Genomic DNA, 26826 nt, shown 5'->3' with positions numbered 1-26826 from the left:
CGTTCCCGGCGCTGGTCCCGCGTCAGTTCCCGGTGCCGGTGCCGGTGCCGATGCCGGTCCCGGGCCGGTCTCCGGGCCCGGCGCGTCCTCGATCCTCGGGGCCGTCATCCGATCCGCCCCCGCCCCTGGCACCGAACCCGCCCCTCGTGCCGAGCCCGAACCAGCACCCGGCGCCGCACCCGTACCCGAACCCGCACTCGTACCCGGCATCGCGGCCCGCACGGCATTCGTGTGGTCGGTGTCATCGCAGGGCCGCCTTCCCCGTCGTCGTTCCCCGCTTCGTGGGTGTGCCGGTCCCACCCGGCACGTCGGCGGTGCCGTCCGCGGCGTCCGCTCCGGCCAGCGCCCACCAGGCGACCAGGCCGAAGCAGACCGCCGTCAGGACCGTCGAGGGGCCGCCGATGTCGGCGTAGGCGAAGTCGACCAGCTGCCAGACGAGCAGGCCGCACGCGGTCAGGGCGCAGTCCAGGCCGTGGCCGCCGGGCGCCCGGCTGCGCGAAAGGCCGCGCAGCGCGCACACCAGCAGGGCCAGCCAGCCGCCTACGAGGCAGAGCAGGCCGATCAGGCCCTGCTCGGCGAGGACCAGCAGGTACATGTTGTGCGGGGACAGCAGCGGCTGACGCCGGAACGCCGCGCCCGCGCCCTCCGTGTCGCTGCCGGAGGACAGCGCGAGGGAGGCGTGTCCGTCGCGGTACTCGGGGAAGCCCTTCAGACCGACGCCGGTCAGCGGGTGCGCGCGCCACATGTCGACGGCCGCCGCCCACATCGTGTACCGGTCGGTGACCGACTGGTCCGGCGCGTCGGCCACCTGGGTGATGCTGTCGAACCGCTCCTGGAGCATCGTCGTACCCATCCCGAACCCGCCCACCAGGACCACGCACGCGGCCGCGGCCACCGCCCCCGCCCGCAGCGCCCGGCGCAGCCCGGCCAGCACCAGCTGCGCGGTGAGCGTGACGGCCGTGGCGATCCAGGCGCCCCGGCTGAACGACAGCGCGAGAGGGAGCAGCAGGGCCAGGGCGCACGCCGTGGCCGTGGCCCGGACGCGCACCGGACCGCGGCCCAGCGCCAGGCCCGTCGCGCAGACCAGCCCGTAGCACACCACCGTCGCCATGCCCATCACGTCCGACGACCCGAACGTGCCGACCGCGCGGATGTCCTGGCCCTGGTAGGAGGCGCCGGTGCCGGTGACGTACTGGTGCACGCCGATCGCGCCCTGGAACAGCGCGAGGGCCACGAACGACCAGGACAGCAGCCGCAGGTCCCGGCGGTCCCGCAGGAGCAGCACCACGGCCGCCGGGACCAGCACGAAGATCTGGAGGTAGCGGCCGAGCCCGGCGATGCCGGTGCCCGGCGTGACCGCGTGCAGCGCGGCGAGCGAGACGCCGAACACGGGAAGGCCGAGCAGGACGGCGGCCCGGCGGGACAGCGGGCGGGCCCGGTCGCGCAGCAGTCGTACGGCGCAGTAGGCGACCACCAGCGCGGACAGCGCGTCGGCGGGGCCCGCGCCGCCCTCGGCACCGGGGTCGGCCGGCAGCGCGAGCAGCGCGACCACGGCCGCCACGGGCAGCACCGGAGCGCTGCGCCAGGGGCGGGCGAGCGGCGAGGCGAGGGCCATCGGTCAGCTCCCCGTCGAGCGCACGAGCGCGGCCGCGGTGCGCAGCAGGACGCAGACGTCCCGCCACAGCGACCAGTTGTCGATGTAGGCGTTGTCGAAGCGGGCCCGGTCCTCGATGGAGGTGTCGCCGCGCAGCCCGTGGATCTGGGCGAGCCCGGTGATGCCGGTGCGCATCCGGTGGCGGGCCGCGTAGCCCGGGTAGGTCTGGCTGAACTGCGTGACGAAGTACGGCCGTTCGGGGCGCGGTCCGACGAGGCTCATGTCGCCCCGCAGCACGTTCCACAGCTGGAGCAGCTCGTCCAGCGAGGTCTGGCGCAGGAACCGGCAGAAGGGGCTCATCCGGTGCTCACCGGCCACGCTCCACCGGGTGGCCGCCTCGTGCTCGTCGGCCGGGCGGTGGGTGCGGAACTTCAGCAGCGTGAAGGGGCGGCCGTCCATGCCGATGCGTTCCTGCCGGAAGACCACGCCGGGCCCGTCGGTGACCCGGAGCACGACCGCGCACGCCAGCAGCACCGGGCCGGCCAGCACCAGCATCGTCCCGGCGACCACCACGTCCAGCAGCCGCTTGCCGGCACTGCCGCGCCGCCGCGAGCCGAGCTCCAGCCGCCGCAGCCCGAACCCGGCGAGCTGGTCGCGCATCTCGTACGACGGCGAGTCCGCGTCCAGCTCCCACACCGTGCACCCCGACTCGGCGAGCGCCCGCAGCAGCGGCCCCTGCCCGGTGCGTACGGCGGGGTCGACGGTGAGCACGGTCCGCACCCCGTTCTGGATCAGTGCCCGCTCCACCTCCTCGCCGCTGGTCAGCACCGGCAGCCCGCCGTGGCCGCCGTCGGGCCGGTCGGTGACGACGCCCACCGGCCGCACCCCGCAGCGCGGGTGCCGCAGCAGCGCGGCGGCCACCCGTTGCGCGGTCGTGGCGGGCCCGATCACCAGGGCGGTGCGCGGGCGGCGCAGCAGCGCCACGCGGCGGCGCCAGTGCACCGCGCCCCGGCCCGCGCAGGCGGCCGCCGCGTGCAGCGCCCAGCAGAGCAGCAGCGTGCGGGCGCTCAGCGCGAGCTCGGGGGTGTAGGTGGCGAGCAGCGCGGCGAGGCCCAGCCAGGCCACCGCGATCCGCCCGCACACCGCGGGCAGTTCGTCGAGGACGCCGGGCACGAGCCGGGCCGCGTGCGGGCGCAGCAGCAGCGCGCCCGAGACCAGCGCGGTGACCAGCAGCGGCCGGCGCGCGGCCGCGTCCAGCGCGGCCGCGCCGGCCAGCGCCGCGAGCAGGTCGGCGGCGAGCAGGGGGAGCGGCGAGGCGGGCCGGGCGGGCGGGCGCCGCGGCGGGAACCGGAAGCCGCCGGCGGCGCGGGCCGGCAGGACGGAGACGGCCGGGAGCCCGGGATCCCAGGGGTGCGCCCCGGAGGAGGGGACGGTTCTTTCCGCGGTCACGGGTGGATGGACTCCCTGCACTCGGAGGGCACGCGCGGACGTGGTTCCGTGCGCGCGTCGAGGAGTTCGCGGTAGACGTCCGAGATCCGCTCGGCGGTGTGCCGCACGTCGTGCGTGGACAGGATGTGCCGGCGCCCCCACTCGCCCAGCGCGGCGCGCAGCGGCGGGTCGGACAGCAGCGCGGCGATCGCCCCGGCCAGTGCCGCGGGGTCCTCCGGCGGGACCAGACAGCGCGCGGCGAGGGCGGGCGGCAGGCTCTCGCGGGCGCCGTCGACGTCGGTGACCACGACCGGCCGGCCACAGCCCAGCGCCTCCAGCGGGGCGAGCGCCATGCCCTCCCAGCGGGAGGGGAGTACGACCAAGTCGGCGGCGCGGTACCAGGGCACCACGTCGCCGACGGCACCGGCGAAATGGACGGACGGATGGGCCCGGTGCCTCAACGCCTCCCGGTCCGGACCGTCTCCGACGAGCACGAGCCTCGCCCGCGGCACCGCGTCGAGCACCCGCGCCCAGGCCCCGAGCAGGAGGTCCTGGCCCTTCTGCCGGCAGAGCCGGCCGACGCAGACCACGACGGGCGCCGCGGGGTCGGACGCCGGGAGGGGCGCGGTGCGGGGTCCCGGGGCGAAGCGCTCGGTGTCGATGCCGTTCGGGACGACCGTGTACGCGGCGTGCACACCGGCGCGCAGCCCGGTCTCGCGCTCCGCCTTGCTGACGCACACCACCCGGTCGGCCCAGCGCGCCCCCCACCGCTCCCAGTGCAGCGCGAGTGCCGCGGTGGTGCCGCCGACCGCCTCGAACGACCAGGCGTGCGGCTGGAACACGGTCGGGATCCGGCCGCGTACGGCCAGCCGGCCCGCGAGGCCCGCCTTCGCGCTGTGCGCGTGCACCAGTTCGGGCCGCATCCGGTCGATCAGCCGTACGAGGCGTCGTACCTCACCCGGCAGACCCGGGCCCGGGGCGCGGCCGGCCTGCCAGCGGCGGACGTCGGCGCCCAACTCCCGTAGTCCTTCGGCCAGTTCGCCGTCCGGACAGGCCGTCGTGACGTGCAGGCCCGCCGCGAGCTGGGCGCGCGCCAGGTCGAGGACGACCCGGGCGACACCGCCGTCGACGGGTTGCGCGAGGTGCAGGACCCGGGGCCGGGGGGCGGGTGCTGACTGGTGCATGGGTGGGATTCCTCGTTCGCAGGGGGCGTTCGGGACGGTGGTCGGGAACGCGCCTCACGCCTGTGCGCCCACGGCGGCGAGGAGCACGCCGGCCCATGCCGCGTCCGGCTGGGGGGTGAGGTGTGAGCTCGGCGGGTCACCGCCGCCCGGCAGGGCCGGTCCGGGATCGCACACGTCGCTGCCGTGGCCGAACGCGTTGGGGTAGGTGCAGGTCCGCCGGGCGGGTACGGTGCCCGGTTCGCTGGTCGTGGCGTTCATCGCGTCGTCCGCCGGCTTGACGCGGCCGCCGCGTGCGACCCGCGTACGCCGGGGCCCGGCGGGGAGCGTGAGCCGGGCGCCCGTCGTCGTGCACAGCGGCGGACCCAGGAACTTGCGCATGAGCGGCGGTGCCCTTTCGCATGTGCTGGAGAGATCCGCAACTCTAGTCGCTATATGTATTAATCCGGGGAAATCTGAAGAAAATGGACAAGTGTGTCGGAAGTGTGAAAGGAAGTGCCTTTGCTTACATCACACCATTGGCGGCACAACTCCCGGCGTCCGGTCGCGTTGGACACAAGGCCGGGTGTCCGCCCGGATGTTTGTCTCGATTCCCAAGGAGTACCTCTCCATGTCGCGTATCGCGAAGGGTCTGGTCCTGACCTGCGCCGCTGTCGCGGCTGTCGCCGGCGCCGCCGGCGCGGCCTCTGCCGACGCCGGCGCGATCGGCAGCGCCAAGAACTCGCCGGGCGTGTTGTCGGGCAATCTTCTCCAGGCCCCGATCCATGTGCCGGTCAACCTCTGCGGCAACACCGTCAACGTCATCGGTGCGTTGAACCCGGCGGCCGGAAACATCTGCGTCAACGACTGACGCCGGGACGCACCCCTTCTGACGGCCGTCCGCACCGCGCGTCCGCCGCGGCGCGGACGGCCGGTTTTCGCCTTCCGCCGGACGGATCACAGGTGATCACGAATGGCGTCCGCGCGGTTGCAGAGCGCGATCGGCGCACGGACGGTGAGCTCAGGCCCCTTGTGGGCTCCCTCATGTCCGCCGAAAGGAACCCCATGCGTGCTCTGCCCACGCTGCGCGTAGCGTCCACTGTCCTCTGTGCCGCCGTCCTTGTCGGTGTCGTCGGCCCCGCCGCCGTCGCCGCCGACACGGGCCGCACCCACAGCACCGCCGAGTCCCCCGCGCCGAGCGCGGAGCAACTGCTCGTCCAGGTCAGAGTCCTGGACGGCACAGGAACCGTCCTCCAGCCGGTCATCGACCTGGTCAAGGAGTCGCTGACGAAGGGCAAGCTGGACGCCGACGAGGCCAAGAAGCTCGGCGAGGCGGCCCAGCAGGCCATCTCCGCCGCGAAGGCCGACCCGGCCCTGCTGCCCCCGGTCAAACCGACGGCACCCGCGACGCCCCTCGCACCCGGCGCGCCCGCGAAGCCGGCGGCTCCCGTGACCCCCGTGGCTCCTGCGGCCCCTGTGGCTCCCGCGGCCCCGGCCCATCCGGCCGCCGCGAAGCTCACCGACGCCAAGCCGTCCTCGACCCGCGACCTCAGAGACGACGAGCTGAACGGCCTTCAGGGCGGCGTCGCCAAGCTCCTGAAGGGGGTCACCTCCGGCCTGTCCACCGTGGTGTCGCTTGCCTCCGGCGTCGTGTCCGGCCTGGTGAACCTGCTGACCGGCACGCTCGGCGGCGTCCTGGGCACCGTGGGGGGTTTGGCGCAGTCCCAGCCCTCGGCCCACTGAGTCCAGGGCACGGACACACCCCGGCCGCCGTACCTCCGGGTGCGGCGGCCGAGCGCTTTTCCCACGCGTCGTTCCCCGGGGATCCCAGGGGGATCTCATATGTCTTCTCGGTGCGGGGTTTCCGGTCCGGCCGGATGTCGTTAGGCACGGCGTCAGAAATCCCCGGGTGACGTGAGTTGCCGAAGAGAGGAACACGATGAAGTCCCTGAAGGCTGCCGCTGTCGTTGCCGGATCCATGGCCCTCGTGGGCGTCGCCGCGCCCGCGTTCGCCTACACCGCCACCGACGTGACGCCCACCCTCAACGGCGCCGTCAACCAGCTCTCCAAGGGCTCGATCACCCTCGACGATTCGATGCCGCTCCAGCACCAGTCGGACGCGCTCGACACCGAGAACAAGGATTCCATGCTCCACACGGTCAAGGGCGCCACCGGCGCGGTGAACCAGCACGCCCCGCTGCTCGGCGGCCTGCCCCAGTAGACCCGTGTCCCGCGGGTCGTCGGTTCGTATGCGGTGAGGTTCGGCCGGTGCGCGGAACGGGGGCTTCGGCGTTGGACCGGGTCTGTCGACGACTTCCCGGTCCCCGCGGGCACGCTCTCGCCGCCCGCGTCGACAGCCTGTGCCCCTCCGCGCCGAGTGCTCACCGGGCTCCCGCGTGGGCGGTGGACGTCGCCGCCCGGACTCAGGCGATCGCCGGCGAACGGCCCCGATCCCTTGTCACCGCCTTCCCTCGATCGTGTGGAGCGGTGGGCGGGGCAGTGGTCCGGAAGGGTGAGCAGCCGCCCGGCGGACCGCGGAGGCCTCGATACGGTCGCGCGGTGACCTCAACCTCAAGCGATCTCCGCCCCGCCGACCTCGGCACGCTCGTCCTGCTCGCCTGGAGCGGTGAGGCCCCCGACGGCGCCGACATGCCGTATCTGCTGGCCTACTCCCTCGGAGATGCCGAGGGCGGCCCGCAGACCACCGCGGCCGCGGTCGAGCACCTGCTGGCCGACAGCGAACTGCCGGTCGGCGGCGACCTGGTCGACGGCAACGACCGGCCCGGACTGCCCGTCAGCCTGCTCGTCGAGGCCGGCCAGGCCGTCGTACGGATGCCGCAGCTGGTCGCCCAGGCCGACGCGCCGCCGGAGTGGCTCGCCGCCGTCAGGGAGCGCGGCTACGCCTACCTCGTGTTCACCACCCGCGCCTGGCCCGAGGGCCGGCCCGGCAGGACCGTCGAGGCGGCCGACCTCGCCGCCTTCGCCGGCGCCGACGAGACCCTGAACGCCGCCGCGCACATCGCGCTCCCGGCCACCAGCAGGCGCCACTGATGCCGAGGGCTCTGGCCGGCGGCAGGGGGCTCGGGCTGCTGCTGGTGATCACCGGGGCGGCCGGGCTGCTCGCCTCCTGGGTCATCACGCTCGACAAGTTCAAGCTGCTCCAGAACCCGCACTTCGTCCCCGGATGCAGCCTCAACCCGGTGGTCTCCTGCGGCAGCGTGATGAAGAGCCCCCAGGCCTCGGTCTTCGGGTTCCCCAACCCGATGCTGGGCCTGGTGGCCTACGGCGTCGTCGTGTGCGTCGGCATGAGCCTGATCGCCGGGGCCCGCTTCCCCGGTTGGTACTGGCTGCTGTTCGAGGCCGGCTGCCTGTTCGGCGTCGCGTTCGTCTCCTGGCTCCAGTTCGAGTCCCTGTACCGGATCGACGCGCTGTGCCTGTGGTGCTGCCTGGCCTGGGCCGCCACGATCCTGATGTTCTGGTACGCCACCTCGCTGGTCGTCACCCACGGCTATCTGCCCGCGCCCGTCTGGCTGAAGCGGTTCCTCGACGAGTTCACCTGGCCGCTCCCGGTGCTGCACATCGGGGTGATCGGCATGCTGGTCCTGACCCGCTGGTGGGACTTCTGGACCAGCTGAAGAGTGGACAAGTCGACTGTTAGGGCAATTACGGCAGCCGGGCGAATTGTGAACAGAAGCGGTTTTCGGGCTCGTTACGCGGTACGGACGCCGAACTCCCGCATCCTGGAAGGGACCGTACCTGACATGAAGTCGACCACCCGAGGAACCCTTGCCGCCGTCCTCACGGGCGTCGCGGCCGCCGTGGGTGCCGCAGCCACCCCCGCAGCCGCCGTCGGCACGGTCCCCGTCCCCGTGCCACTGGGCGGAGCCTCCAGGGTCCTCGGCACGGAGGTGCCGCAGGCGGGCCTGGAGGTGCCGGTGCCGCTGCTGATGCCGACCCCGCCCGAGGGCCCGCGCTTCGTCCCCGGCCACCTGATGCCCGAGCGCACCCTGCCCGAGGTGCCGTTCAACGGCGCCCTGCCGGGTGCCCACCTGCGCACCCCGATCCCGGACGTCCTCGGCGACGGTGCCGACCACGTCGGCGTCACCCTGCCCGCCAACCCCCTGCGCACCATGACTCCCGGCGTGGCCATGGACGCCCCGCTGACCCAGCCCAGCGTCGCCAACCACGGCCTCCCGTCCCTCCAGGAGCCCGCCCTCGGCGTCATCGCGCCGGTCCTCCAGACGGTCACGAACGGGGACCTGTCCACCGGGCCGGGGCTGTAGCGCCGCCGTCCCGAGGCCCCCGCACGCCCCGCATCCCCGTACGCGCCACATCCGCCGGTGCCCGTCCGGCCCTGCTCCTCCCCACCGGATGGCCCCAGTGCGGTGACCCTCCGCGCCCCGCGCCGGTTAGCCGGTACGGACATCCGGTCATGGCTGTCCGGACACGGACAACCGAATCCCCAAGGAGCGAGCGATGGTCGTCGATGCGGGCGGAGTGGCGGTGGGCGCGGGGCAGGGGTCGAGTGCGCAGGCGGGGCCGGCGAGAACGTCGCGCAGAGAGGCGGCGCGGGGGCTGCTGGCCTCCGCCGCCGCGCTGGCGCTCGCCCCGGTCGTCGCCGCCTCCCGGCCCACACCCCCGGTGCGGGCCTTCGACGGCACCTCCTTCGACGAGGTGTACCGGGGCCGCCGCATCCAGGGGGTGCTCGTGCCGGCCGCGGTGAGCGGGGCGGACGAGGACGACTGGCGGATCGTCATCGACGGGCGCCCGCTGCATCTGATGCGGCGGGCGGACGGCACCTGGCTCAGCATGGTCGACCACTACACGTCGTACCGCACGCCGCTGGAGGCGACCCGGGCGGCCGTGGACGAGATGGGCCCCGGCCAGCGGCTGCGCGAGGACGTGGCACCGGGCCCGATGGGCGTCGGCGAGGCGGGGACGGGGGCCATGGGCGGCATGGAGGACACGGTGGCGGGGGGTCGGCCTGGCCTACCCGGGTGAGGACGTCAGCAGGCTCAGCGCGAGCGAGCGGCGCCGGTCGGTGAACGCCCTGCTGGAGCCCGAACGGCGCGGCGAGTACGACGAGTTCGCGCGCAGGCACATCGACTGCTCCATCCCCGACGGCGAGACCGGCCTGCACACCGCGCACGAGGCACTGTCCTTCCCGCCCTGGCACCGCCGCTTTCGTACGGCAGCTGGAGCTGGAGCGGGCGCTGCGCCGCATCGACTCATCGGTGACGGTGCCGTACCGGGACTGGACCCGGGACCGTACGACGGCCTCGGTGCCCCGGACGAAGGACCTGCCCGGCGGCAACGGGCGGCGCTCCGACCGGCAGGTGACGTACGACCGGGGCGTTCGCCCACGCGGCGGGCCGCTGGACACCCACAATCGGGCGCACCGCTCGGTCGGCGGCGCGATGCCCGGCCGAGCCGCCCGGTGCGGCCGACGACCGGCACGGTCGGACCGTCGCCCGGTATGCATGCGTTCGCCCGCGGGCAGGGAAAGAGCCCCGGCGCTCGGAGTGTGTGCCGGGGCTCTTGGGTGTCCGCGGACCGGACCGTCGTGCCGGTCGGACGATCCTGCTCGTCGGCCTGATCAGTGGCCGTCGTTGGAGTCGCCGTAGCCGGGATCGTCCTGCTTGCCCGTCTCGCTCATGTTGACACAGGTGTTGCCGAAGGACGGGTTCAGCAGGGCGATCACGTTGACGGTGTTCCCGCACACGTTGACCGGGACGTGGACCGGGACCTGGACCGCGTTGCCGGACGCGACACCCGGGGAACCGACGGCCGCGCCCTCGGCTCCCGCGTCGGCGAGGGCCAGACCGGCCCCACCGATCACCACGGCGCCGGTGCCGAGAGCGACGACGGCTGCCTTCGCGATGCGAGACATCACGTTCTCCTTATGCGTTGCTCGGAAAGAGTGCGGCGGCAGACCAGCTGCCGCACTTTCCGTTCAACGGCGCCGCGTGGGGGTGGTCACGGTGATCGTCCGGGGATCACCCTTTTATCGTCCGGTTCCCTCGTGGCCTCAGGGCAGCCGGCGTACCGGAGAGCCGGCCAGATACGCCTGGATGTTCTCCACGGCCTGGCCGTAGTACGTCGTGTAGTTGGCCCGCGAGACATAGCCGAGGTGGGGCGTGGCGAGCAGCCGGGGCGCCGTGCGCATCGGATGGTCCGCGGGCAGCGGCTCGACGTCGAAGACGTCGACACCCGCGCCCGCGATCCGTCCCTCGTGCAGCGCGGCCAGCAGCGCGGCCTGGTCGACGACCGAGGCCCGGGCGGTGTTGACCAGGTAGGCGGTCGGTTTCATCAGGGCCAGTTCGGCGGCGCCGATGAGGCCGCGGGTGCTGTCACCGCCGGGCACCTGGACGGACACGAAGTCGCTCTCGGCGAGCAACTCCTCCTTGGACGCGGCCAGTTCGACTCCGTGCTCCGCGGCGCGCTCCTTGGTCAGGCGCGGACTCCACGCGCTGACACGCATGCCGAAGGCGAGCCCGACCCGGGCCACCCGGCCGCCGATCCTGCCGAGGCCGAGCACCCCGAGCCGGGCGCCGTGCAGGTCGACGCCGACGGTGGACTGCCAGGGGCCGCCAGTGCGCAGCGCGGTGTTCTCCTCGACGATCCCGCGGGCGAGGCCGAGCAGCAGCGCCCAGGTCAGCTCGGCCGGCGGGATGCCCGAACTCTGCGTGCCGCACACGGTGACGCCGTACTGCTCGGCGGCGGCGTAGTCGATGACGCTGTTGCGCATCCCGGAGGCCACGATCAGCTTCAGCCGGGGCAGCCGGGCGAGCAACGACCCGGGAAACGCGACGCGTTCGCGCAGGGTGACGACGATGTCGTACCCGGCGAGTGCCGCGGCGAGCTCGTCCTCGCCGGCGAGATGCTCGCGCAGCGCGACGACCTCGACCTCCTCCTCGACCACCGACCAGTCGGCCAGCGCGGCAGCCACCCCCTGGAAGTCGTCCAGCACCGCACAGCGAAGTCGCATGTCGACTCTCCTTTCCCCGCCGCGACTGTAATCCCCGACCGGTTCTTCGAAGGGAGGGGAGGGGAGGGTGGGTACGGCGGAGGGGGCGACGACCGGGCGTCACCCGTACGGCATGTGTGGCGCGTGCGGCAGGTGAGGCGTTCCGGCACACCCTGACGGCTGGCACCCCACGAGCACGGAGGAGATCGTTCGGGTTGGCCGGGAAGCGCTGCCGGACCGCGTCGAGCACCGCCTGGAGGAGGCCACCCGGGACCGAACGGGCGCCCCGGATCCGGCCGAATCCGTCCCGCCCCCTGTCCGCCGGCAAGCGGAGACGATCTCCACATCTGCCCACCCTGCCCCTGACCAGCAAAAAGCCCTCCCGAGGGAGGGCTGTGCACGGGCGCCCCCGGCAGGACTCGAACCTGCGGCCAAGCGCTTAGAAGGCGCCTGCTCTATCCACTGAGCTACGGGGGCCTGGTGGCGGGACCAAGGATAAAGCTCCCTGTTCCTCGACCCTGTCGCTTCGCCTCCGTGGCTCGATGTGGAGGTTCGGTGAAGCGGTCCTGATAATCGCAGGCAGGTACGAATCGTGCATCGCTTTTGGCGTCCGACGCACCGGGTGTTGTGCACTCGTTATGCCTGGACAGTGCCCGCGTCCCAGTCGTCCCTTCTGCCGGTTCTGTTCCGTCGGCGCGCAGACATGTCTATATGCTTCAGAATTCCCCTAAAATTGGGCATTCTTCGCATGTGGTGACCTTGGACGTTCGGCCTCAGCTGCTCGACACACTCTCCGCGCTGCGCGACCGTGTCGCCGCCGCACGCTTTCCGCTGCCCCTGGCCGGGGCCCCACGCGCGCGTGCCAACCGCGACGAACTCCTCGCCCAGCTCGACGACTATCTCCTTCCTCGCCTGCGGGAACCCGAGGCGCCGCTGCTGGCGGTCGTCGGCGGGTCCACCGGTGCCGGCAAGTCGACGCTCGTCAACTCCCTCGTCGGCCGCAGGGTCAGCGAGGCGGGCGTACTGCGGCCGACGACCCGGACACCGGTCCTCGTCTGCCATCCGGAGGATCAGCACTGGTTCCGCCGCATGCGTGTGCTGCCCGATCTCGCGCGCGTGTGGGAGCCCCGGCAGGAGGCAGCGGACGATCTCCTGCTCCCCGGCGAGGACCCCGCGCGCGTGCTGCGTGTCGAGACCACCGAGACGCTCCCGCCCGGAATCGCCCTCCTCGACGCCCCCGACATCGACTCGCTGGTCGCCGACAACCGTGTCCTCGCCGCCGAGCTGATGTGCGCCGCCGACATCTGGATCATGGTCACGACGGCCGCCCGCTACGCGGACGCCGTCCCCTGGCACCTGCTGCGCACCGCCAAGGAGTACGACGCCACCCTCGTGACCGTCCTGGACCGGGTGCCCCACCAGGTCGTCTCCGAGGTCTCCCGGCAGTACGGCGCCCTGCTCGCCAAGGCCGGGCTCGGCGACGTACCCCGCTTCACCGTGCCGGAACTGCCCGAGTCGGCCTGGGGCGCGGGCCTGCTGCCCGCCACCGCCGTCGCGCAGCTGAAGAGCTGGCTCGTCCATCACGCCCAGGACCCCGCCGCTCGCGAGCAGGTCATGACCCGTACCGCGTCCGGCCTGCTGAACTCGCTCAAGTCCCGCATGCCCGAGCTGGCCGGTGAGGCCGCCGCCCAGTACGCCGCCGCGCTCCGGCTCACCTCCGCCGTGGAGGCCGCCTACGACAGCGAGCACGCGCGCGTACGCGACCGGCTGCAGGCGGGCGCCGTGCTCGCCGGGGACGCCCTCAAGCGCTGGCGGGCCTTCCCGCTGGACTGCGCCGCCGGGGAGCTCCTCGACGCGCTCGTGGAGAGCCTGGCGGCGCTGCTGCTGTGCTCCGTCACCGCGGCCGACGAGCGCGTCGACGAGGCCTGGCGGCGCGAGCCCGCCGGAAACGACCCCGCCCTCGCCGCCGGCGACTCCACCGTGGAGAGCACCGAGCACCGGATCGGCCTCGCCGTACGGCGCTGGCGGCGCGAGCTGGAGGAGTACGCGGAGGAGGAGTCGCGCGACCTGGAACGCAGCGCCGCTCCCGATCCGGAGGCCGTCGCCGCCCTGGTCGCCACTGCGCTGCTGGGCGGACGCCGGGCGCGCACCGCGGGCGAAGGGCTCGCCGAGCGGCTCGGCGCCCATGGCGCGCTGCGGCTGCGCGACCGGGCCGGACGGCTGCTGGGCGAGCGCGTGGACCGCGTCATGCAGCGCGAACGCGAACGGCGCCTCGCCCCGCTCGACGCCCTCGACGTCCATCCCGAACCCCAGGCCGAACTCATCGCCGCGCTGTCCGCACTGCTGAAGGAGAGGTGACCGGTGACCGCCGTCACTGACCAGGACCACACGGATCACACCGACCACATGGGGCGCACGGGGCGCACGGAACGCACGGAGCACGACGGCAACGCGCGCGTGGAGCCGATCGAGAGGGCCGCGGACGGCCGGGCCGGCGCCGACGACGCCGACGCCATCAAGGGCGCCGGAGGTGCGGACACGGCGGTCGAGGCCGCCGTACATGAGCCGTACGCGCGCGTGGCGGACTTCGCCGGCACGTACGAGGACACCCGTCACAGCAATCACAGCAATCGCAACAACCACAGCGGTCACGGCAGTCGCGCCGGTCACGTCGATCGCGATGTCTACGAAGACGACGAGGGCGGGGAGGAACGGGGCGAGGCGCACGAGAGGGGCGGCCCGGCCGGCGCCCCGTCGTACCAGCGCCGGCTCCCGCCGCCGCACCCCCGTGTCCCCACCGCACCCACCGCCCCCGCCACCCCCACCGCGCCCTCCCCCCGGGACCCCGCCGCAGGCGCCGGTCCCGAGGCGGTACGGCCGGCCGAGTCGGTGAAAACAGCCGGGTCGGCGGGGCCGGGGGAGCCGGGCGAGTCCGGGGAGCCGTGGGGCGACGGGCTGATCGCCCGGCGGCTCACGGAGGCCACCGCCGCCGCCTTCGCCGCCGAACGCGCCTCCGTACTGGACGGCGGCGGCCGTGGCTCGGGCGGCCAGATCCCCGCCCCGCTGGCCTACGACGGCACGCTGCGCTCCCGCCTGGACGCGCTGCGCGAGCTGGTCGGGCTCTCCCGGACCCGGCTGGACAGCAGCACCCTCGCCGAGGCGGGCCGGGTCCTGGAGGAGGCGGCCGCCCGCCGGAAGCTGTCCGGCCGGCACACCGTCGTCGCCATCGCGGGCGCGACCGGCAGCGGCAAGTCACAGCTGTTCAACGCGCTCGCCGGAGTGGCCATCTCGGAGACCGGGGTACGGCGTCCGACCACGGCCGCGCCCATCGCGTGCAGCTGGAGCGACGGCGCCGCGAGCCTCATCGACCGGCTGGGCATCCCGGGCCGGCTGCGCCGCCGTCCGCTGCACACCCCGGAGGGCGAGGCGCAGTTGCGCGGGCTGGTCCTGGTCGACCTGCCCGACCACGACTCCGCCGCCCCGGAGCACCGTAAGCAGGTCGACCGGATCCTGAAGCTGGTCGACGCGGTGATCTGGGTGGTCGACCCGGAGAAGTACGCCGACGCCGTGCTGCACGAGCGCTATCTGCGGCCCATGGCCGGCCACGCGGAGGTCATGTTCGTCGTCCTCAACCAGGTCGACCGGCTGCCCGGGGACGCCGCCGACCAGGTCCTGGACGACCTGCGGCGGCTGCTCGACGACGACGGCATCGCCCTCGGCGAGCACGGCGAACCCGGCGCCACCGTGCTCGCCCTGTCCGCGCTGACCGGCGACGGCGTCGACGAACTGCGCGATTCGCTCGGCCAGTTCGTGGCCGAGCGCGGCGCGGCGGCCCGCCGGGTCGCGGCCGACGTCGACGCCACCGCGTCCGGGCTGCGGCCCGTCTACGCCGCCGGGCAGCGGACGGGCCTCAGCGAGGACGCGCGCGAGGAGTTCGCCGCGCGGCTCGCGGACGCGGTGGGCGCCACCGCGGCGGGCGAGGCCGCCGAGCGCGCCTGGCTGCGCAACGCCAACCGGGCCTGCGGCACGCCCTGGCTGCGGCTGTGGCGCTGGTACCAGCACCGCGGCGAGTCCACCACCGGCCGCCACCTCGTGCGGGCCCAGCCCGACGAGGAGGCGACGGCCCGCCAGCGCGTGGAACAGGCGGTCCGTACGGTGTCCGACCGGGCCTCGGCCGGGCTGCCGGCGCCCTGGGCGCTGGCGGTGCGCGAGGCGGCCGTACGGGGGTCCGAGGGGCTGTCCGAGGCGCTGGACGAACTCGCCGAGCGGGCCGGTCTGCCGCCGGGGCGGCCGCCGCGGCCGGGATGGTGGCCCGCGGCGGTGCTGGTGCAGGCGGCGATGACGCTGTTGCAGGTCGTGGGCGGCCTGTGGCTGGTGGGCCAGATCGCCGGTGTCATGGCACCCAACCTGGGGGTTCCGGTGCTGCTGATGGTGTGCGGGATCGTCGGCGGGCCGCTGGTGGAGTGGGGCTGCCGGATGGCCGCGAGAGGCCCGGCGCGGCGCTACGGCCAGGACGCGGAACGGCGATTGCGGGAGGCGGCCGCGAGCTGCGGGCGGGGCCGGGTGCTCGATCCGGTGGCGGCGGAGCTGTTGCGGTACCGGGAGGTACGGGAGCAGTACGGGCGGGTGGCGCGGGCCGTCAGGGGGTGAGCGAAGGGGGGCGGTGGGGGGCGAGGAGGCCGACAGGGGGGCCGAGGACGGGGCGGCGGTCCGGCGGTCCGGCGGGCAGGGTCCGGTGGTCCGGTGGGCAGGGTCCGGCGGTCCGGTGGGGCAGGGTTCGGCGGGGTGCGGTCACCCGTGTGGGTGGCGGAGTTTTCCACAGGCGGGGTGGTCCTCCACAGCGCTCAGCGGGCCCGGCCCGGCGGCGGCAGTCTGGGGTCTCGGCGATCGCGGTTCGCAGCGCGGTCGCCGTGACACAGCCGTACGGGACGGGCCCGTAGGCGTGCTGCCCGTCGGCCGCAGGAGGCAGGGCGGGGGAGGGGAGCGAGGACATGAACGAGACCGTGGTCTGCGTGGTGGGCAACGTGGCGACCCAGCCGGTGTACCGGGAGCCGGCGTCGGGTCCGTCGGTCCGGTTCCGGCTGGCGGTGACCTCCCGCTACTGGGACCGGGAGAAGAGCGCCTGGACGGACGGGCACACCAACTTCTTCACGGTGTGGGCCAACCGCCAGCTCGCGGTCAACGTGGTCGCGTCGGTGGAGGTGGGCCAGCCCGTCGTCGTCCAGGGCCGGCTGAAGGTGCGCACGGAGGTGCGCGACGGGCAGCAGCGGTGGGCCTCGGCCGACATCGACGCCGTGACGATCGGCCACGACCTCGCGCGCGGTACGGCGGCCTTCGTGCGCGCGGCCAAACCGGAGGCACAGCCGGCGGTGACGAGGCCGGAGCCGAACTGGGAGACACCGCACCCCGCGGACTCCCCGGCCGAGACCGAGGTCGGGGCCGGGCAGGAGAAGCGTCAACAGGCCCAGGAACCAGCCATGGTGACATGATGTCAGTGACCGAAACGGGTCGTGCGGCCCGGTTCCGCCCGGACGCCCAACACCCCGTACGAACCGGTGGATTTGTCGATATGCCCAGCTCATGGACGGTCCCGGCGATAACGATTACGGATCGGATCGACCATCGGAACATCCGACCGGCAGGAGAGGCCCCACGTGATCCATAGGATGCCGGGCATGCCCCCCGGGGCGCCGATTCTGCTGGTGGGACCGCCCCCCCACGTCCAACGGGTCCTGCTCGAAGGGGAATTCTGTGCTTGCTGCGTTCTCTGGGTTCCACCGGTCCGCCCTCGCGGAGCGCCTGGCCGCCGCCGCGACGGTGTCCGGCATCGTGGCGGCCGGTGTGCTGTCCGGTGCCGGTACGGCCGCGGCCGAGGGGACACCACAGGCCCAGGGCGGCGCGACGGCCACGATCAACGGCCTCAAGACGTACGGCGAGGCCGTGGTCCACGAGACCGGCGGCGACCAGCGGGTGGAGGCGGGCCTGTTCGAGATGTCCGTCGACGGCGGCGGCACCTTGCAGACGTACTGCGTCGACCTGCGCACCCCGACCCAGCGCGACGCCCCGTACCAGGAGACGCCCTGGAGCAGCACCTCGCTGGGCACCAACAAGAACGCGGGCAAGGTCCGCTGGATCCTCCAGCACTCCTATCCCCAGGTCAACGACCTGGTCACACTCGCCCGCAAGGCGGGTGCGGGCAACCTCACCGAGCAGGACGCGGCGGCCGGCACCCAGGTGGCCATCTGGCGGTACTCCGACGGCGCGAAGGTCGACGCCGTCGACCCGCAGGCCGAGAAGCTCGCCGACTACCTGGACCGGAGCGCCCGCGCTCTCGCCGAGCCGCAGGCCTCGCTCACCCTGGACCCGCCCGCCGTCTCCGGCCGGCCCGGCGCTCCGCTGGGACCGGTGACCGTGCACACCAACGCGGCCAGTGTCGCGGTCGGCCCGCCGGCGGACGCGGCCATCAGCGGAGTGCGGATCACCGACAAGACCGGCAAGGCGGTCACCACCGCGAAGAACGGCAGCCGGCTGTACTTCGACGTCCCCGAGGCCGCGACGGAGGGCACCGCCCAGCTGACCGTACAGGCGTCGACCACCGTGCCGGTGGGCCGCGCCTTCGCCTCCGACAGCCGTAGCCAGACCCAGATCCTGGCCGGCTCCAGCGAGTCCACGGTCTCGGCGACCGCGAGTGCCACGTGGGCGGCCGAGGGCGCCATACCGGCGGTGTCGGCGCACAAGAACTGCGCCAAGAGCGCCGTGGACATCATCGCGTCCAACAACGGCGACAAGCCCTTCACCTTCGAGCTGATGGGCGCCGAGCACACCGTCCCCGCGGGCGCCACCCGCACGGTGTCGGTCCCGCTCCAGGAGGACCAGGCCTACGACTTCACGATCACCGGCCCGAACGGCTTCAGCCACCGCTTCACCGGCGTCCTCGACTGCAAGACCCAGGGCGCGATCACGACCCAGCAGGCCAAGGCCCACAACGCCCCCCGCCCGGCCACGGTGGGCGGCACCACGGCCCCCGACACCAACCTCGCCACGACGGGCGGTTCGGCGATCACGCCGCTGATCGCCGGCGCGGCCATCGGCCTGGTCGTCATCGGCGGCGCGGTCCTGGTCGTCCTGCGCAAGCGGGAACAGACCGACGGCTCATGACCACCGCCGCCCGAGAGGGCGGCAGCCGGTCGGCTCGACGGCTTCGGGTCGGCTTCGGATCACTTCGCACGCCTCGTCAACCGCGACTGCCCCGTCAACCCGTCAACCGTGACCGACCCGTGCCTCCGACGTGGAACGGCCGCATCATCTCGTTGTCCTCGTGTTCGGCGAGGTGGCAGTGCCAGACGAAGCGACCGGGAATGTCGAACCGGGCCTTCACCCGGGTGACCTCTCCCGGATACGCGATCACGGTGTCCTTGGAGCCGCGCTCCCAGCTCTCCGGCGGAACCGGTGATCCGTTGAAGGGCTGCCGGTTCACCACCTCGAACGCCACCTGGTGGATGTGGATCGGGTGGGCGTCCTCGGTGAAGTTGTGCAGCTCCCAGATCTCGGTCGCGTTCAGCCTCGGGTTCTCCGTGACCGGGTCGGCCCAGCCGAGCAGCGCCGGACCGCCGACGGCGTCGAGCGTGCCGAGCAGGGTGTGGACCGGTGAGTTAGGCGGTACCAGGGGGCTGCTGGAGGTCACTTCGTTGAGCGACAGCCGACGGATGGCGCTCGCCCGGCCGAGCGGTTTGCGCCCGGGCAGCCTGAGCCGCTCCGGCGGGACGCTCCTGTCCCTGCTCACCAGCGGGCCGACCACGAACTTCAGCACCTGCCCGGTCGTGGCCGGATCCGCCACGGGGAAGTCCACTCCCGGCTCACCCCGTCCGAAGGGCTGGTCCGCTCCCTCGTTGACGAGGTACAGCTCGGTGCCTTCCGGGATCCCGGTGAAATCGACGACGACGTCGGCCCGCTCCGCGTTGGCCAGCAGCAGCCGCTCCAGCCGTACCGGCGCGTGCAGGAACCCGCCCTCGTTGCCGATCTGCCAGAACGGCACGGCCGAACGCGCCGGACGGGCGGCCGGACTGTCCGCGATCTTCAGGATCAGGAACCGGGCATTGCATCCGTTGAGGAAGCGCAGCCGGTAGCGACGGGGTTCGACCGTGAGCTTCGGCCAGGTACGGCCGTTGACCACCATGGTGTCGGCGAAGAACTCGGGGTTCCAGCTGGGGGACACGTCCGTGGTGGGGAGGTACGGCCCCGCGAACCCGTCGAAGAATTCCCGGCTCGCGGGGTAGAACAGCGAGCCGTCCGAGTGGAAGGAACGGTCCTGGATGGCCAGCGGGATCTCGTGGTACCGGGTGCCCGGTGGATCACCGGCGGCGGGAGCCGGTCCGGGCAAGGCCCCCTCGGGCAGGTCGCACTCGCCGCCGCGCAGCAGATAGAACCCGGAGAGTCCGGAGTAGATGTTGAGCCGGGTCATCCCCAGCGCGTGATCGTGGAACCAGAGAGTCGTCGCCCGCTGGTCGTTGGCGTACTGGAAGGTCGCGGTGCCCGGCTCCCATGCCACACCGTGCGCACGGGCGGACTCCTCGCGGAACTCGTCGTAGAACGAGCCCACGGTGGCGAATCCGGACGGGGTGTTGTTCGCGCGGGGCAGATACCACGCCTGCGTGTGGCCGTCGCTCTCCTCGGTGGAATGGCCGCCGTGCAGATGAGTGACGGTCGGCACGGGACCGGTGTACACCCCCGGCGTCGAGGCGAACACCGGCCGGGAATCACGCCCGGTCCTGCCGCCCGGCGGGTTCGCCCAGTGCAGGGTGGGATCGACCGCCAGCACGTGCGGGCGGAACCGGCCCGCACCGTCGACGAGATCGTTCACCCACGTGACGCGGACAGGCCGGTCGGCCGTGGCCTCGATGGTGAACGACGGGTAGTGGAACGTCCTTTCGTCCTCCAGCGAGCCGTATCCCCACACGGTGGTGGACGGCAGGGTGGGCGGCAGGACCTGCTGGGCGAACTGCCGCACGCCGATGACGTACGTGTCGATCGAGCCGGTGCCGTGCCCCGTCGGGCGGCGAGCCTGCGGTATCACCGGCGGGATCACCAGCTCTGTGACGTATTTCGGGATGGTCGTGGGGTCCAGGGCGGGAGCTGGGACTCTGCCGCCGTTCGCGACCCTCCGGGCCCCCGCGGTTTCCTCCGACAGCGCCACCGCCCCATCGGGCGCCGGAAAGAGCGCGGCCGCCCCACAGACGGACCCGGCCATGAGCAGGTCTCTTCGCCCGATCATTTCTCCCGCCTTCTGCGCTCCGAAGACGTCGACGTCGACCTCTTACTCACACAATGCTATGCAACGAATACGGTATGTAATGCCCTGATGCCCCGTGTGTCGCCGGCCGCCCTCCGCCTCCCGGATCGATCTAGGATCGTCTGTCATGGACATAGTGGAACTCTTCCTCGTACTGGGCCTCTTCGTCGGTATCGCGGCCGTCCAGAGCCGTCTCTCCGGCATGGACAAGCGGCTGGTGCGCATCGAGCGCCGGCTCGCTCTGGTCGCCGACCGGCTGGGGCTGGAGGAATCGGACGAGGAGCGCGCGCAGCGAGATCGGGTCGAGGCGCTGGTGCGCGAGGGCAAGCAGGTCGCGGCCATCAAGGCGTACCGCGAGATGACCGGCGCCGGCCTGAAGGAGGCCAAGGACGCGGTGGACCGGATGGCCGACCTCTAGCCGCTCACGGCCCCGCCCGGCCACACCATCGGCAGATGCCGGTAAAGCCCCAGGTCAGAGCCCCCGGACCAAACGGGTTAACACCCAGGGCTGGCAGTCAGGCAAGATGGGGTGTATCTGCCCACTGCCAGATTTCAAGCTGCCGGACGGTTTCTCTTGGCTGAGTTCATTTACACCATGCGCAAGGCGCGTAAGGCGCACGGCGACAAGGTGATCCTCGACGATGTCACCCTGAACTTCCTGCCGGGGGCGAAGATCGGCGTCGTCGGTCCGAACGGTGCCGGTAAGTCGACCGTGCTGAAGATCATGGCAGGGCTGGAGCAGCCCTCCAACGGCGACGCCTTCCTGACGCCGGGCTACAGCGTCGGCATCCTGCTCCAGGAGCCCCCGCTCGACGAGGCGAAGACCGTCCTGGAGAACGTCCAGGACGGCGTCGCCGAGATCAAGGGCAAGCTCGACCGGTTCAACGAGATCGCCGAGCAGATGGCGGTCGAGTACACCGACGCCCTCATGGACGAGATGGGCAAGCTCCAGGAGGAGCTCGACCACGCCAATGCCTGGGACCTCGACGCCCAGCTGGAGCAGGCCATGGACGCCCTCGGGTGCCCCCCGGGCGACTGGCCCGTCACCAACCTCTCCGGTGGTGAGAAGCGCCGCGTCGCGCTCTGCAAGCTGCTGCTGGAGCAGCCCGACCTGCTGCTCCTCGACGAGCCCACCAACCACCTCGACGCCGAGTCCGTGAACTGGCTGGAGCAGCACCTCGCCAAGTACGACGGCACCGTCGTGGCCGTCACCCACGACCGGTACTTCCTCGACAACGTCGCGGGCTGGATCTGCGAGGTCGACCGCGGCCGCCTGCACGGCTACGAGGGCAACTACTCCAAGTACCTGGAGACCAAGGCCACCCGCCTCAAGGTCGAGGGCCAGAAGGACGCCAAGCGCCAGAAGCGGCTCAAGGAAGAGCTGGACTGGGTGCGGTCGAACGCCAAGGGGCGGCAGGCCAAGTCCAAGGCCCGTCTCGCGCGCTACGAGGAGATGGCTGCCGAGGCCGACAAGATGCGGAAGCTGGACTTCGAGGAGATCCAGATCCCGCCGGGCCCGCGGCTCGGCAACATCGTGGTCGAGGTCGACAAGCTCAACAAGGCCTTCGGGGAGAAGGTGCTCGTCGACGGGCTCTCCTTCACGCTGCCGCGCAACGGCATCGTCGGTGTGATCGGCCCGAACGGCGCCGGCAAGACCACGCTGTTCAAGATGATCCAGGGCCTGGAGACCCCGGACTCCGGCGACATCAAGGTCGGCGAGACCGTCAAGATCTCGTACGTCGACCAGAGCCGCGAGAACCTCGACCCCAAGAAGACGCTGTGGGAGGTCGTGTCCGACGGACTCGACTACATCAACGTCGGCCAGGTCGAGATGCCGAGCCGCGCGTATGTGTCGGCCTTCGGGTTCAAGGGCCCGGACCAGCAGAAGCCGACCGGTGTCCTCTCCGGCGGTGAGCGCAACCGGCTCAACCTGGCGCTGACCCTGAAGCAGGGCGGCAACCTGCTGCTCCTCGACGAGCCCACCAACGACCTCGACGTGGAGACCCTGTCCTCCCTGGAGAACGCGCTGCTGGAGTTCCCCGGCTGCGCCGTGGTCGTCTCCCACGACCGGTGGTTCCTCGACCGGGTCGCCACGCACATCCTCGCCTACGAGGGCGAGTCCAAGTGGTTCTGGTTCGAGGGCAACTTCGAGTCGTACGAGAAGAACAAGGTCGAGCGGCTCGGCCCGGACGCCGCGCGTCCGCACCGTGCCACCTACAAGAAGCTGACCCGGGGCTGATCGATCTTGCGGCACATCTACCGCTGCCCGCTGCGCTGGTCGGACATGGACGCCTACGGCCATGTCAACAACGCGGTCTTCCTCCGCTACCTGGAGGAGGCCCGCATCGACTTCATGTCCCGCCGGGGCGCCGAGTCGAAGGACGGGTCGGTGGTGGCACGCCATGAGATCGACTACCGCCGCCAGCTCGTCCACCGGCCCACGCCGGTGGACATCGAGCTGTGGGTCACGCACATCCGGGCCGCGTCCTTCACCGTCGCCTACGAGGTGAAGGACGCGGACGCGGTCTACGTCCAGGCCTCGACCGTGATCGTCCCGTTCGACTTCGAGAACCAGGCTCCGCGCCGGATCACCCCGCAGGAGCGCGAGTTCCTGAAGCAGTACACGGACGACACGGACGAGACAGGTGACGGCGGGGAGGCCGTCGCGGCATGAACGTGCTGCACCTCGCCGACGAGACGGAGGCGGCGGACCTCGCCGCCTTCCTCTCCCGGCTGCTCCACTACGACCGTGGAGCCGCGGTGCGCCTCCAGGCGGCCGGCACGGCGCTCGCCGTCTTCGGCCGCCCCCCGTCCTTCGAGGTGCTGGCCGTGCGCGCGGTGCGGCTGGCGAAGCCGTACGAGGACGGGCTGGAGGTCACCCTCGACGTGACCGTCTCCGCCGGTGAGCTGCTGGAGTCCGTGGACGAGCGCGCGGCCACCGCCGCCGTACCGGCCGCGGTCACCGGTCCGCCGTGGGCCGGGGTGCTGCCGCCGCGCGGCGGCTGGCGGCCCGAGCCGGGGCTGCCCGTCCCGGACGCGCTGCGGGCGACCGTCGCCGCCGCGGTCAGCGAATTCCGGTCCCGTACCGAGGAGTTGGGGCCCGAGGGGCGTACCCGCGCGGAGCTGGACCGGATCGGGCGGGACATCTGGTCCCGGGAGATCGGCCCGGCCGGCCTCCCGGTGCGGGCCGTGCACGCCGCCCAGTCCCTGGGCTTCCTGCGGCCGGGCACCGAGGCCGCCGACACCGGGCTGTTCTCGTCCGGGGCGTGGCTGCGGCTGCGTACGCCGTACGGCTCCGTCGCCGTCCGCAGGGCCGGGCTCGGCCCGCTCGGCGTCAGCGTCCGCTGAACCCACGGAACCAGCGCGCTCAGTCCGGGGTGTTGACCATCGACTGGGCGGCGTACGTCAGGTAGTTCCACAGCGTCCGCTCGTGCTCCTCGGGCAGCCCGAGCTCGTCGACGGCCACCCGCATGTGCCGCAGCCACGCGTCGTGTGCCGCGCGGTCCACCTGGAACGGCGCGTGCCGCATGCGCAGCCGGGGGTGGCCGCGGTTCGCGCTGTACGTCGTGGGGCCGCCCCAGTACTGCATCAGGAACAGCGTGAGGCGCTCCTCGGCGGGGCCCAGGTCCTCCTCCGGGTACATCGCCCGGAGCTGCGGGTCCTCGGCGACTCCCGCGTAGAAACGGTGGACGAGCCGACGGAAGGTCTCCTCCCCGCCGACCTGCTCGTAGAAGGTCTGCTCCTGAAGCGTGCCGCGCCGAATCTCATTCACCCGTACATCGTCTCAGACCCGGTGACCCAGGACTCAAGGCTTAGGACCTCCGGGGCGCTGCGCACCTACTGTGGTCGCATGGGCGCGTACGACACCGAGACCGCCGCTCCGGCCGCCGCCGCGCGGGCCGCGCTGGTGCGGGAGATCGACGCCGACGGGGCCTTCGCCGAGGACCCGGTGTGGCGGGAGGCGTTCGCCGCCGTGCCCCGGCATCTGTTCGTGCCGTACTACTACGTCGCCGGACGCGGCGGTCACCGGCGCCGCTGGGGCGAGAGCCCCGACCCGCGGGCCCGCGAGGAGTGGCTGCGCGGCGCCTACGCGGACGCCCCGCTCGCCACCCGGCTGCGCGACGGCGAACTGGTCTCCTCCAGCAGCCGGCCCTCCCTGATGGCCCGGATGCTGGCCGCGCTGCGCGTCGCGGACGGGAACCGGGTGCTGGAGGTGGGCGCCGGCACCGGCTACAACGCGGCCCTGCTGGCCCACCGGCTCGGCGACGACGACCTCGTCACCACGATCGACCTGGAACCGGAGATCGCCGAATCGGCCCGCCGGCATCTGACGGCGGCCGGGCACCGTCCGTTCGTGGCCACCGGCGACGGCGCGCGCGGCGTGCCCGAACGCGCCCCCTTCGACCGGATCATCGCCACCTGCGCGCTGCCCACGGTCCCGCGCGCCTGGCTCGCCCAGTGCCGCCCCGGCGCCCGCGTCCTGACCCCGCTGGCCACCGGGCTGCTGACCCTCACGGTCCGGGACCGCGCCCACGCCGAGGGCCGTTTCCTGCCGCCGGCCGTCTCCTTCGTACCGCTGCGCGGCGGGCGGCGGGCGCAGTCGCGGGGGCCGTCGCTCGCCGGGCTGCCGGGCCGGGTCCGCGAGCAGGACACGTTCCGCTTCCTGCTCGCCCTGACCCGGTGCGTGCTGGAGCCGCGGGAGGCCTGCGCGCTGTGGGAGCGCGAGGGCGGGCCGGGGCGCGAGCGCTACGGCGTCACGGTCGGTGCCGAGCGCGCCTGGGCGTGGCTGGACGACCCGCGGGGGCCGTACGGCTGGCCCCTGCCGTGACACGGCCCCGGCCGTGCCCGGCTCAGCCGCGGCGGACGGTGATCGTCGTCCAGGCGCCCACGTGCACCCGGTCGCCGTCCTGCAACGGGACCGGCACGAACGGCTGGATCGGCTCCTCGGAGAGGTTGACCGTGGTGCCGTTCGTCGAGTTCTGGTCGACGACCGCCCAGGTGCCGTCCGGCTGCTGCACCAGCACCGCGTGCTGGTGCGAGACGCCCGGGTCCTCCGGGGGCACCGCGAGGTCGATGTCGGGGGTGTCGCCGGTGGAGTGCCGGCGCCGGCCGATGGTGACCTGGTTGCCGCTGAGCGTGCGCTGCTGCTCGGGCGAGTACGCGGGCAGGTTGAGCCCCGCGGCCTCGGGGCCCGAGCGCTGCATCATCGCCATGAAATACTCGCGGTCCGGACCGATGGTCGCCGTCCAGGTCGCCGGACCGGCGGCCGGCGGGAAGCCGGCGCCGGGCGCGGGCGGCTGGGAACCGGGCTGCGGGTAGCCGTAACCGCCGCCGGGGCCGCCCTGGGGGCCGCCGGGAGCCGAACCGTGTCCCGGTCCGGCCGGACCGGCGGACGACGGCGGGGAGAGCACCCAGTCGTCCTCACCGCCGCCGAAGGAGGGGCCGCCGCCGGGCGGGCCGCCGGCCGGGGGCCGGGCGGTCTCGCCCGGGAACGCGGGCGGGGCGGGCGGACCGGACTGCTGGAACGCCTGCGGGGCGCCGCCGGGACCGGCGGGCGGGGTCGGACCGGGCGGCGGGGGCACCGGACGCGAGGGGTCGGCGCCGAAGCCCGAGGGGCCGCCGGGAGGAGTGGGGGCACCGGGAACGGAGGGAGCACCGCCGAACGACGGCGCACCCGTGGGACCGCCCGGGCCCTGACCCGGGCCGGCACCGAAGCCGGACGGGCCGGACGGACCACCCGGGCCGCCTTGTCCGCCGGGACGCTGGCCCGGCACCTGACCGGGACCGGCACCGAACCCGGGAGGACCGGCCGGACCCTGGCCTTGGCCCGGCCCCTGGCTCTGGCCCGGAAGCTGTGCGCCGCCGAACGCGGGCGGGCCGGGCGGGCCGGGAGTCGTCGGCGGGCCGGGCGGTGTGCGCTCACCGCCGAACGGCGTCGGTCCCGACGGCTCGCTGCCGAACGACGGGATCGGCTCGGCGGGCCGGTTCACCTGCGAGGGCCGCGAGCCCTGGTACTCGTACCCGTCGCCGCCGCCGTACGTCGCGCTCGGCGGGTCGAAGCGGGGCTGGGGCGGGCGCGGGGCGGCCGGGGTGTACGAGGTGGCCGTGTTGGTGAGGAAGTTCCACCGGCACTCCTCGCAGAACGGCGCGCCGCCCTCGCGGGGTGTACGGCACTGCGGGCACAGCTCGGGCTCCGGGGCCGCCGCGGCCGGTGGCCGGCCGCCGGCCGGGCCGCCCTGCGGCGGGAAGCCGTAACCGCCGGCGGGCGGGGGCGGCGGGGGCGGAGGTACGGCACCGGCCATGCGGTGACCGCAGACCTCGCACCAGTCGTCGGAACCCGACTGGTGTCCGTTCGGGCAGGTCGGCATGTCGGCGCTTCCCCTTCTCC

Annotated in this window: 25 protein-coding genes, 1 tRNA gene and 1 pseudogene; 17 read left to right on the top strand and 10 right to left on the bottom strand. The window is 73.2% G+C overall.

The genetic code is table 11. The annotated features are described in order from the left end of the window. Positions 1-241: 241 nt before the first annotated feature. The 4 genes from AC4OXY_RS20320 to AC4OXY_RS20305 are packed head-to-tail and all read right to left on the bottom strand — an operon-like array spanning position 242 to position 4584. Positions 242-1615, bottom strand: a complete 1374-nt coding sequence (locus tag AC4OXY_RS20320) for an O-antigen ligase family protein (RefSeq protein ID WP_356022992.1) — start codon at positions 1613-1615, stop codon at positions 242-244. Positions 1616-1618: 3 nt separating this feature from the next. Then, positions 1619-3043 (bottom strand): sugar transferase, encoded by a 1425-nt coding sequence (locus AC4OXY_RS20315; RefSeq protein WP_356022990.1) that lies wholly within the window; start codon positions 3041-3043, stop codon positions 1619-1621. Further along, on the bottom strand, positions 3040-4206 hold the full coding sequence (locus tag AC4OXY_RS20310; RefSeq protein WP_491994375.1) for a glycosyltransferase: 1167 nt from the start codon (positions 4204-4206) through the stop codon (positions 3040-3042). The genes AC4OXY_RS20315 and AC4OXY_RS20310 overlap by 4 nt, the downstream gene beginning before the upstream one ends. A 54-nt stretch (positions 4207-4260) precedes the next feature. After that, positions 4261-4584, bottom strand: a complete 324-nt coding sequence (locus AC4OXY_RS20305) for a hypothetical protein (RefSeq protein WP_356022985.1) — start codon at positions 4582-4584, stop codon at positions 4261-4263. A 229-nt stretch (positions 4585-4813) separates the two neighbouring features. On the opposite strand from AC4OXY_RS20305, the gene AC4OXY_RS20300 reads away from it, so the two are divergent. From AC4OXY_RS20300 to AC4OXY_RS20265, 8 genes and pseudogenes are all read left to right on the top strand, one after another. Then, positions 4814-5053: a chaplin gene (locus tag AC4OXY_RS20300; protein ID WP_356023268.1), complete on the top strand. Its 240-nt coding sequence runs from the start codon at positions 4814-4816 to the stop codon at positions 5051-5053. 194 nt (positions 5054-5247) lie between these two features. After that, positions 5248-5925: a hypothetical protein gene (locus AC4OXY_RS20295; protein WP_491994374.1), complete on the top strand. Its 678-nt coding sequence runs from the start codon at positions 5248-5250 to the stop codon at positions 5923-5925. 196 nt (positions 5926-6121) lie between these two features. Then, positions 6122-6403 carry a hypothetical protein gene (locus AC4OXY_RS20290; protein ID WP_491994373.1) on the top strand — a complete coding sequence of 94 codons (282 nt, stop codon included), beginning with the start codon at positions 6122-6124 and terminating at the stop codon, positions 6401-6403. A 338-nt stretch (positions 6404-6741) separates the two neighbouring features. Further along, entirely contained in the window at positions 6742-7233 is a 492-nt protein-coding gene (locus AC4OXY_RS20285) for a DUF5949 family protein (RefSeq protein WP_356022981.1), read from the top strand. Next, entirely contained in the window at positions 7233-7817 is a 585-nt protein-coding gene (locus AC4OXY_RS20280) for a vitamin K epoxide reductase family protein (protein ID WP_376285677.1), read from the top strand. The genes AC4OXY_RS20285 and AC4OXY_RS20280 overlap by 1 nt, the downstream gene beginning before the upstream one ends. Before the next feature lie 126 nt (positions 7818-7943). Beyond that, the gene (locus tag AC4OXY_RS20275) at positions 7944-8465 is read left to right on the top strand and encodes a hypothetical protein (RefSeq protein WP_356022976.1); all 522 of its coding nucleotides are present in this window, start codon (positions 7944-7946) and stop codon (positions 8463-8465) included. A gap of 193 nt (positions 8466-8658) precedes the next feature. Further along, positions 8659-9183: a tyrosinase family oxidase copper chaperone gene (locus AC4OXY_RS20270; protein WP_491994372.1), complete on the top strand. Its 525-nt coding sequence runs from the start codon at positions 8659-8661 to the stop codon at positions 9181-9183. A 49-nt stretch (positions 9184-9232) separates the two neighbouring features. Continuing rightward, positions 9233-9582, top strand: a pseudogene (locus AC4OXY_RS20265) (tyrosinase family protein); the annotation flags it as partial. A gap of 196 nt (positions 9583-9778) precedes the next feature. Here AC4OXY_RS20265 and AC4OXY_RS20260 read toward each other — a convergent pair. From AC4OXY_RS20260 to AC4OXY_RS20250, 3 genes are all read right to left on the bottom strand, one after another. Beyond that, a complete protein-coding gene (locus AC4OXY_RS20260) occupies positions 9779-10072 on the bottom strand; it encodes a chaplin (protein ID WP_356022971.1) in 294 nt (97 codons plus the stop codon). A 138-nt stretch (positions 10073-10210) separates the two neighbouring features. Further along, on the bottom strand, positions 10211-11170 hold the full coding sequence (locus tag AC4OXY_RS20255; protein WP_491994371.1) for a D-2-hydroxyacid dehydrogenase family protein: 960 nt from the start codon (positions 11168-11170) through the stop codon (positions 10211-10213). Positions 11171-11553: 383 nt separating this feature from the next. Next, positions 11554-11626, bottom strand: a tRNA-Arg gene (locus AC4OXY_RS20250). Positions 11627-11899: 273 nt separating this feature from the next. Between AC4OXY_RS20250 and AC4OXY_RS20245 the strand changes: the two genes are divergently transcribed. From AC4OXY_RS20245 to AC4OXY_RS20230, 4 genes are all read left to right on the top strand, one after another. Next, positions 11900-13507 carry a dynamin family protein gene (locus tag AC4OXY_RS20245; RefSeq protein ID WP_356022966.1) on the top strand — a complete coding sequence of 536 codons (1608 nt, stop codon included), beginning with the start codon at positions 11900-11902 and terminating at the stop codon, positions 13505-13507. A 3-nt stretch (positions 13508-13510) separates the two neighbouring features. Beyond that, positions 13511-15799: a GTPase gene (locus AC4OXY_RS20240; protein WP_362819630.1), complete on the top strand. Its 2289-nt coding sequence runs from the start codon at positions 13511-13513 to the stop codon at positions 15797-15799. A 341-nt stretch (positions 15800-16140) separates the two neighbouring features. Then, positions 16141-16638, top strand: a complete 498-nt coding sequence (locus AC4OXY_RS20235; RefSeq protein WP_491994370.1) for a single-stranded DNA-binding protein — start codon at positions 16141-16143, stop codon at positions 16636-16638. Between the two features lie 262 nt (positions 16639-16900). Beyond that, positions 16901-18307 (top strand): Cys-Gln thioester bond-forming surface protein, encoded by a 1407-nt coding sequence (locus AC4OXY_RS20230; protein ID WP_491994369.1) that lies wholly within the window; start codon positions 16901-16903, stop codon positions 18305-18307. A gap of 94 nt (positions 18308-18401) precedes the next feature. On the opposite strand, the gene AC4OXY_RS20225 is transcribed toward AC4OXY_RS20230, so the two are convergent. Beyond that, entirely contained in the window at positions 18402-20420 is a 2019-nt protein-coding gene (locus AC4OXY_RS20225) for a multicopper oxidase family protein (protein ID WP_491994368.1), read from the bottom strand. Positions 20421-20565: 145 nt separating this feature from the next. Here AC4OXY_RS20225 and AC4OXY_RS20220 point away from each other — a divergent pair, with 145 nt between their 5' ends. The 4 genes from AC4OXY_RS20220 to AC4OXY_RS20205 all read left to right on the top strand — a co-directional run bounded on the left by AC4OXY_RS20220 (position 20566) and on the right by AC4OXY_RS20205 (position 23786). Beyond that, positions 20566-20856: a ribosomal protein L7/L12 gene (locus tag AC4OXY_RS20220; RefSeq protein ID WP_491994367.1), complete on the top strand. Its 291-nt coding sequence runs from the start codon at positions 20566-20568 to the stop codon at positions 20854-20856. 156 nt (positions 20857-21012) lie between these two features. Then, positions 21013-22677, top strand: coding sequence for an energy-dependent translational throttle protein EttA (ettA, locus tag AC4OXY_RS20215; RefSeq protein ID WP_356022932.1), 1665 nt, complete (start codon positions 21013-21015; stop codon positions 22675-22677). A 6-nt stretch (positions 22678-22683) separates the two neighbouring features. Then, on the top strand, positions 22684-23112 hold the full coding sequence (locus AC4OXY_RS20210) for an acyl-CoA thioesterase (RefSeq protein WP_356022930.1): 429 nt from the start codon (positions 22684-22686) through the stop codon (positions 23110-23112). Continuing rightward, a complete protein-coding gene (locus AC4OXY_RS20205) occupies positions 23109-23786 on the top strand; it encodes a DUF8185 domain-containing protein (protein ID WP_356022928.1) in 678 nt (225 codons plus the stop codon). The genes AC4OXY_RS20210 and AC4OXY_RS20205 overlap by 4 nt, the downstream gene beginning before the upstream one ends. A gap of 19 nt (positions 23787-23805) precedes the next feature. On the opposite strand, the gene AC4OXY_RS20200 is transcribed toward AC4OXY_RS20205, so the two are convergent. Next, on the bottom strand, positions 23806-24210 hold the full coding sequence (locus AC4OXY_RS20200; RefSeq protein ID WP_356022926.1) for a globin: 405 nt from the start codon (positions 24208-24210) through the stop codon (positions 23806-23808). Between the two features lie 78 nt (positions 24211-24288). On the opposite strand from AC4OXY_RS20200, the gene AC4OXY_RS20195 reads away from it, so the two are divergent. Beyond that, positions 24289-25266: a methyltransferase domain-containing protein gene (locus tag AC4OXY_RS20195; protein WP_356022924.1), complete on the top strand. Its 978-nt coding sequence runs from the start codon at positions 24289-24291 to the stop codon at positions 25264-25266. A 22-nt stretch (positions 25267-25288) separates the two neighbouring features. On the opposite strand, the gene AC4OXY_RS20190 is transcribed toward AC4OXY_RS20195, so the two are convergent. Beyond that, entirely contained in the window at positions 25289-26806 is a 1518-nt protein-coding gene (locus AC4OXY_RS20190; protein WP_491994366.1) for an FHA domain-containing protein, read from the bottom strand. Positions 26807-26826: the final 20 nt, after the last annotated feature.

Source organism: Streptomyces sp. HUAS MG56 (genome assembly GCF_058673395.1).
The sequence above is the reverse complement of the archived record's forward strand: the minus strand, read 5'-3'. Positions and strand labels throughout refer to the sequence as shown.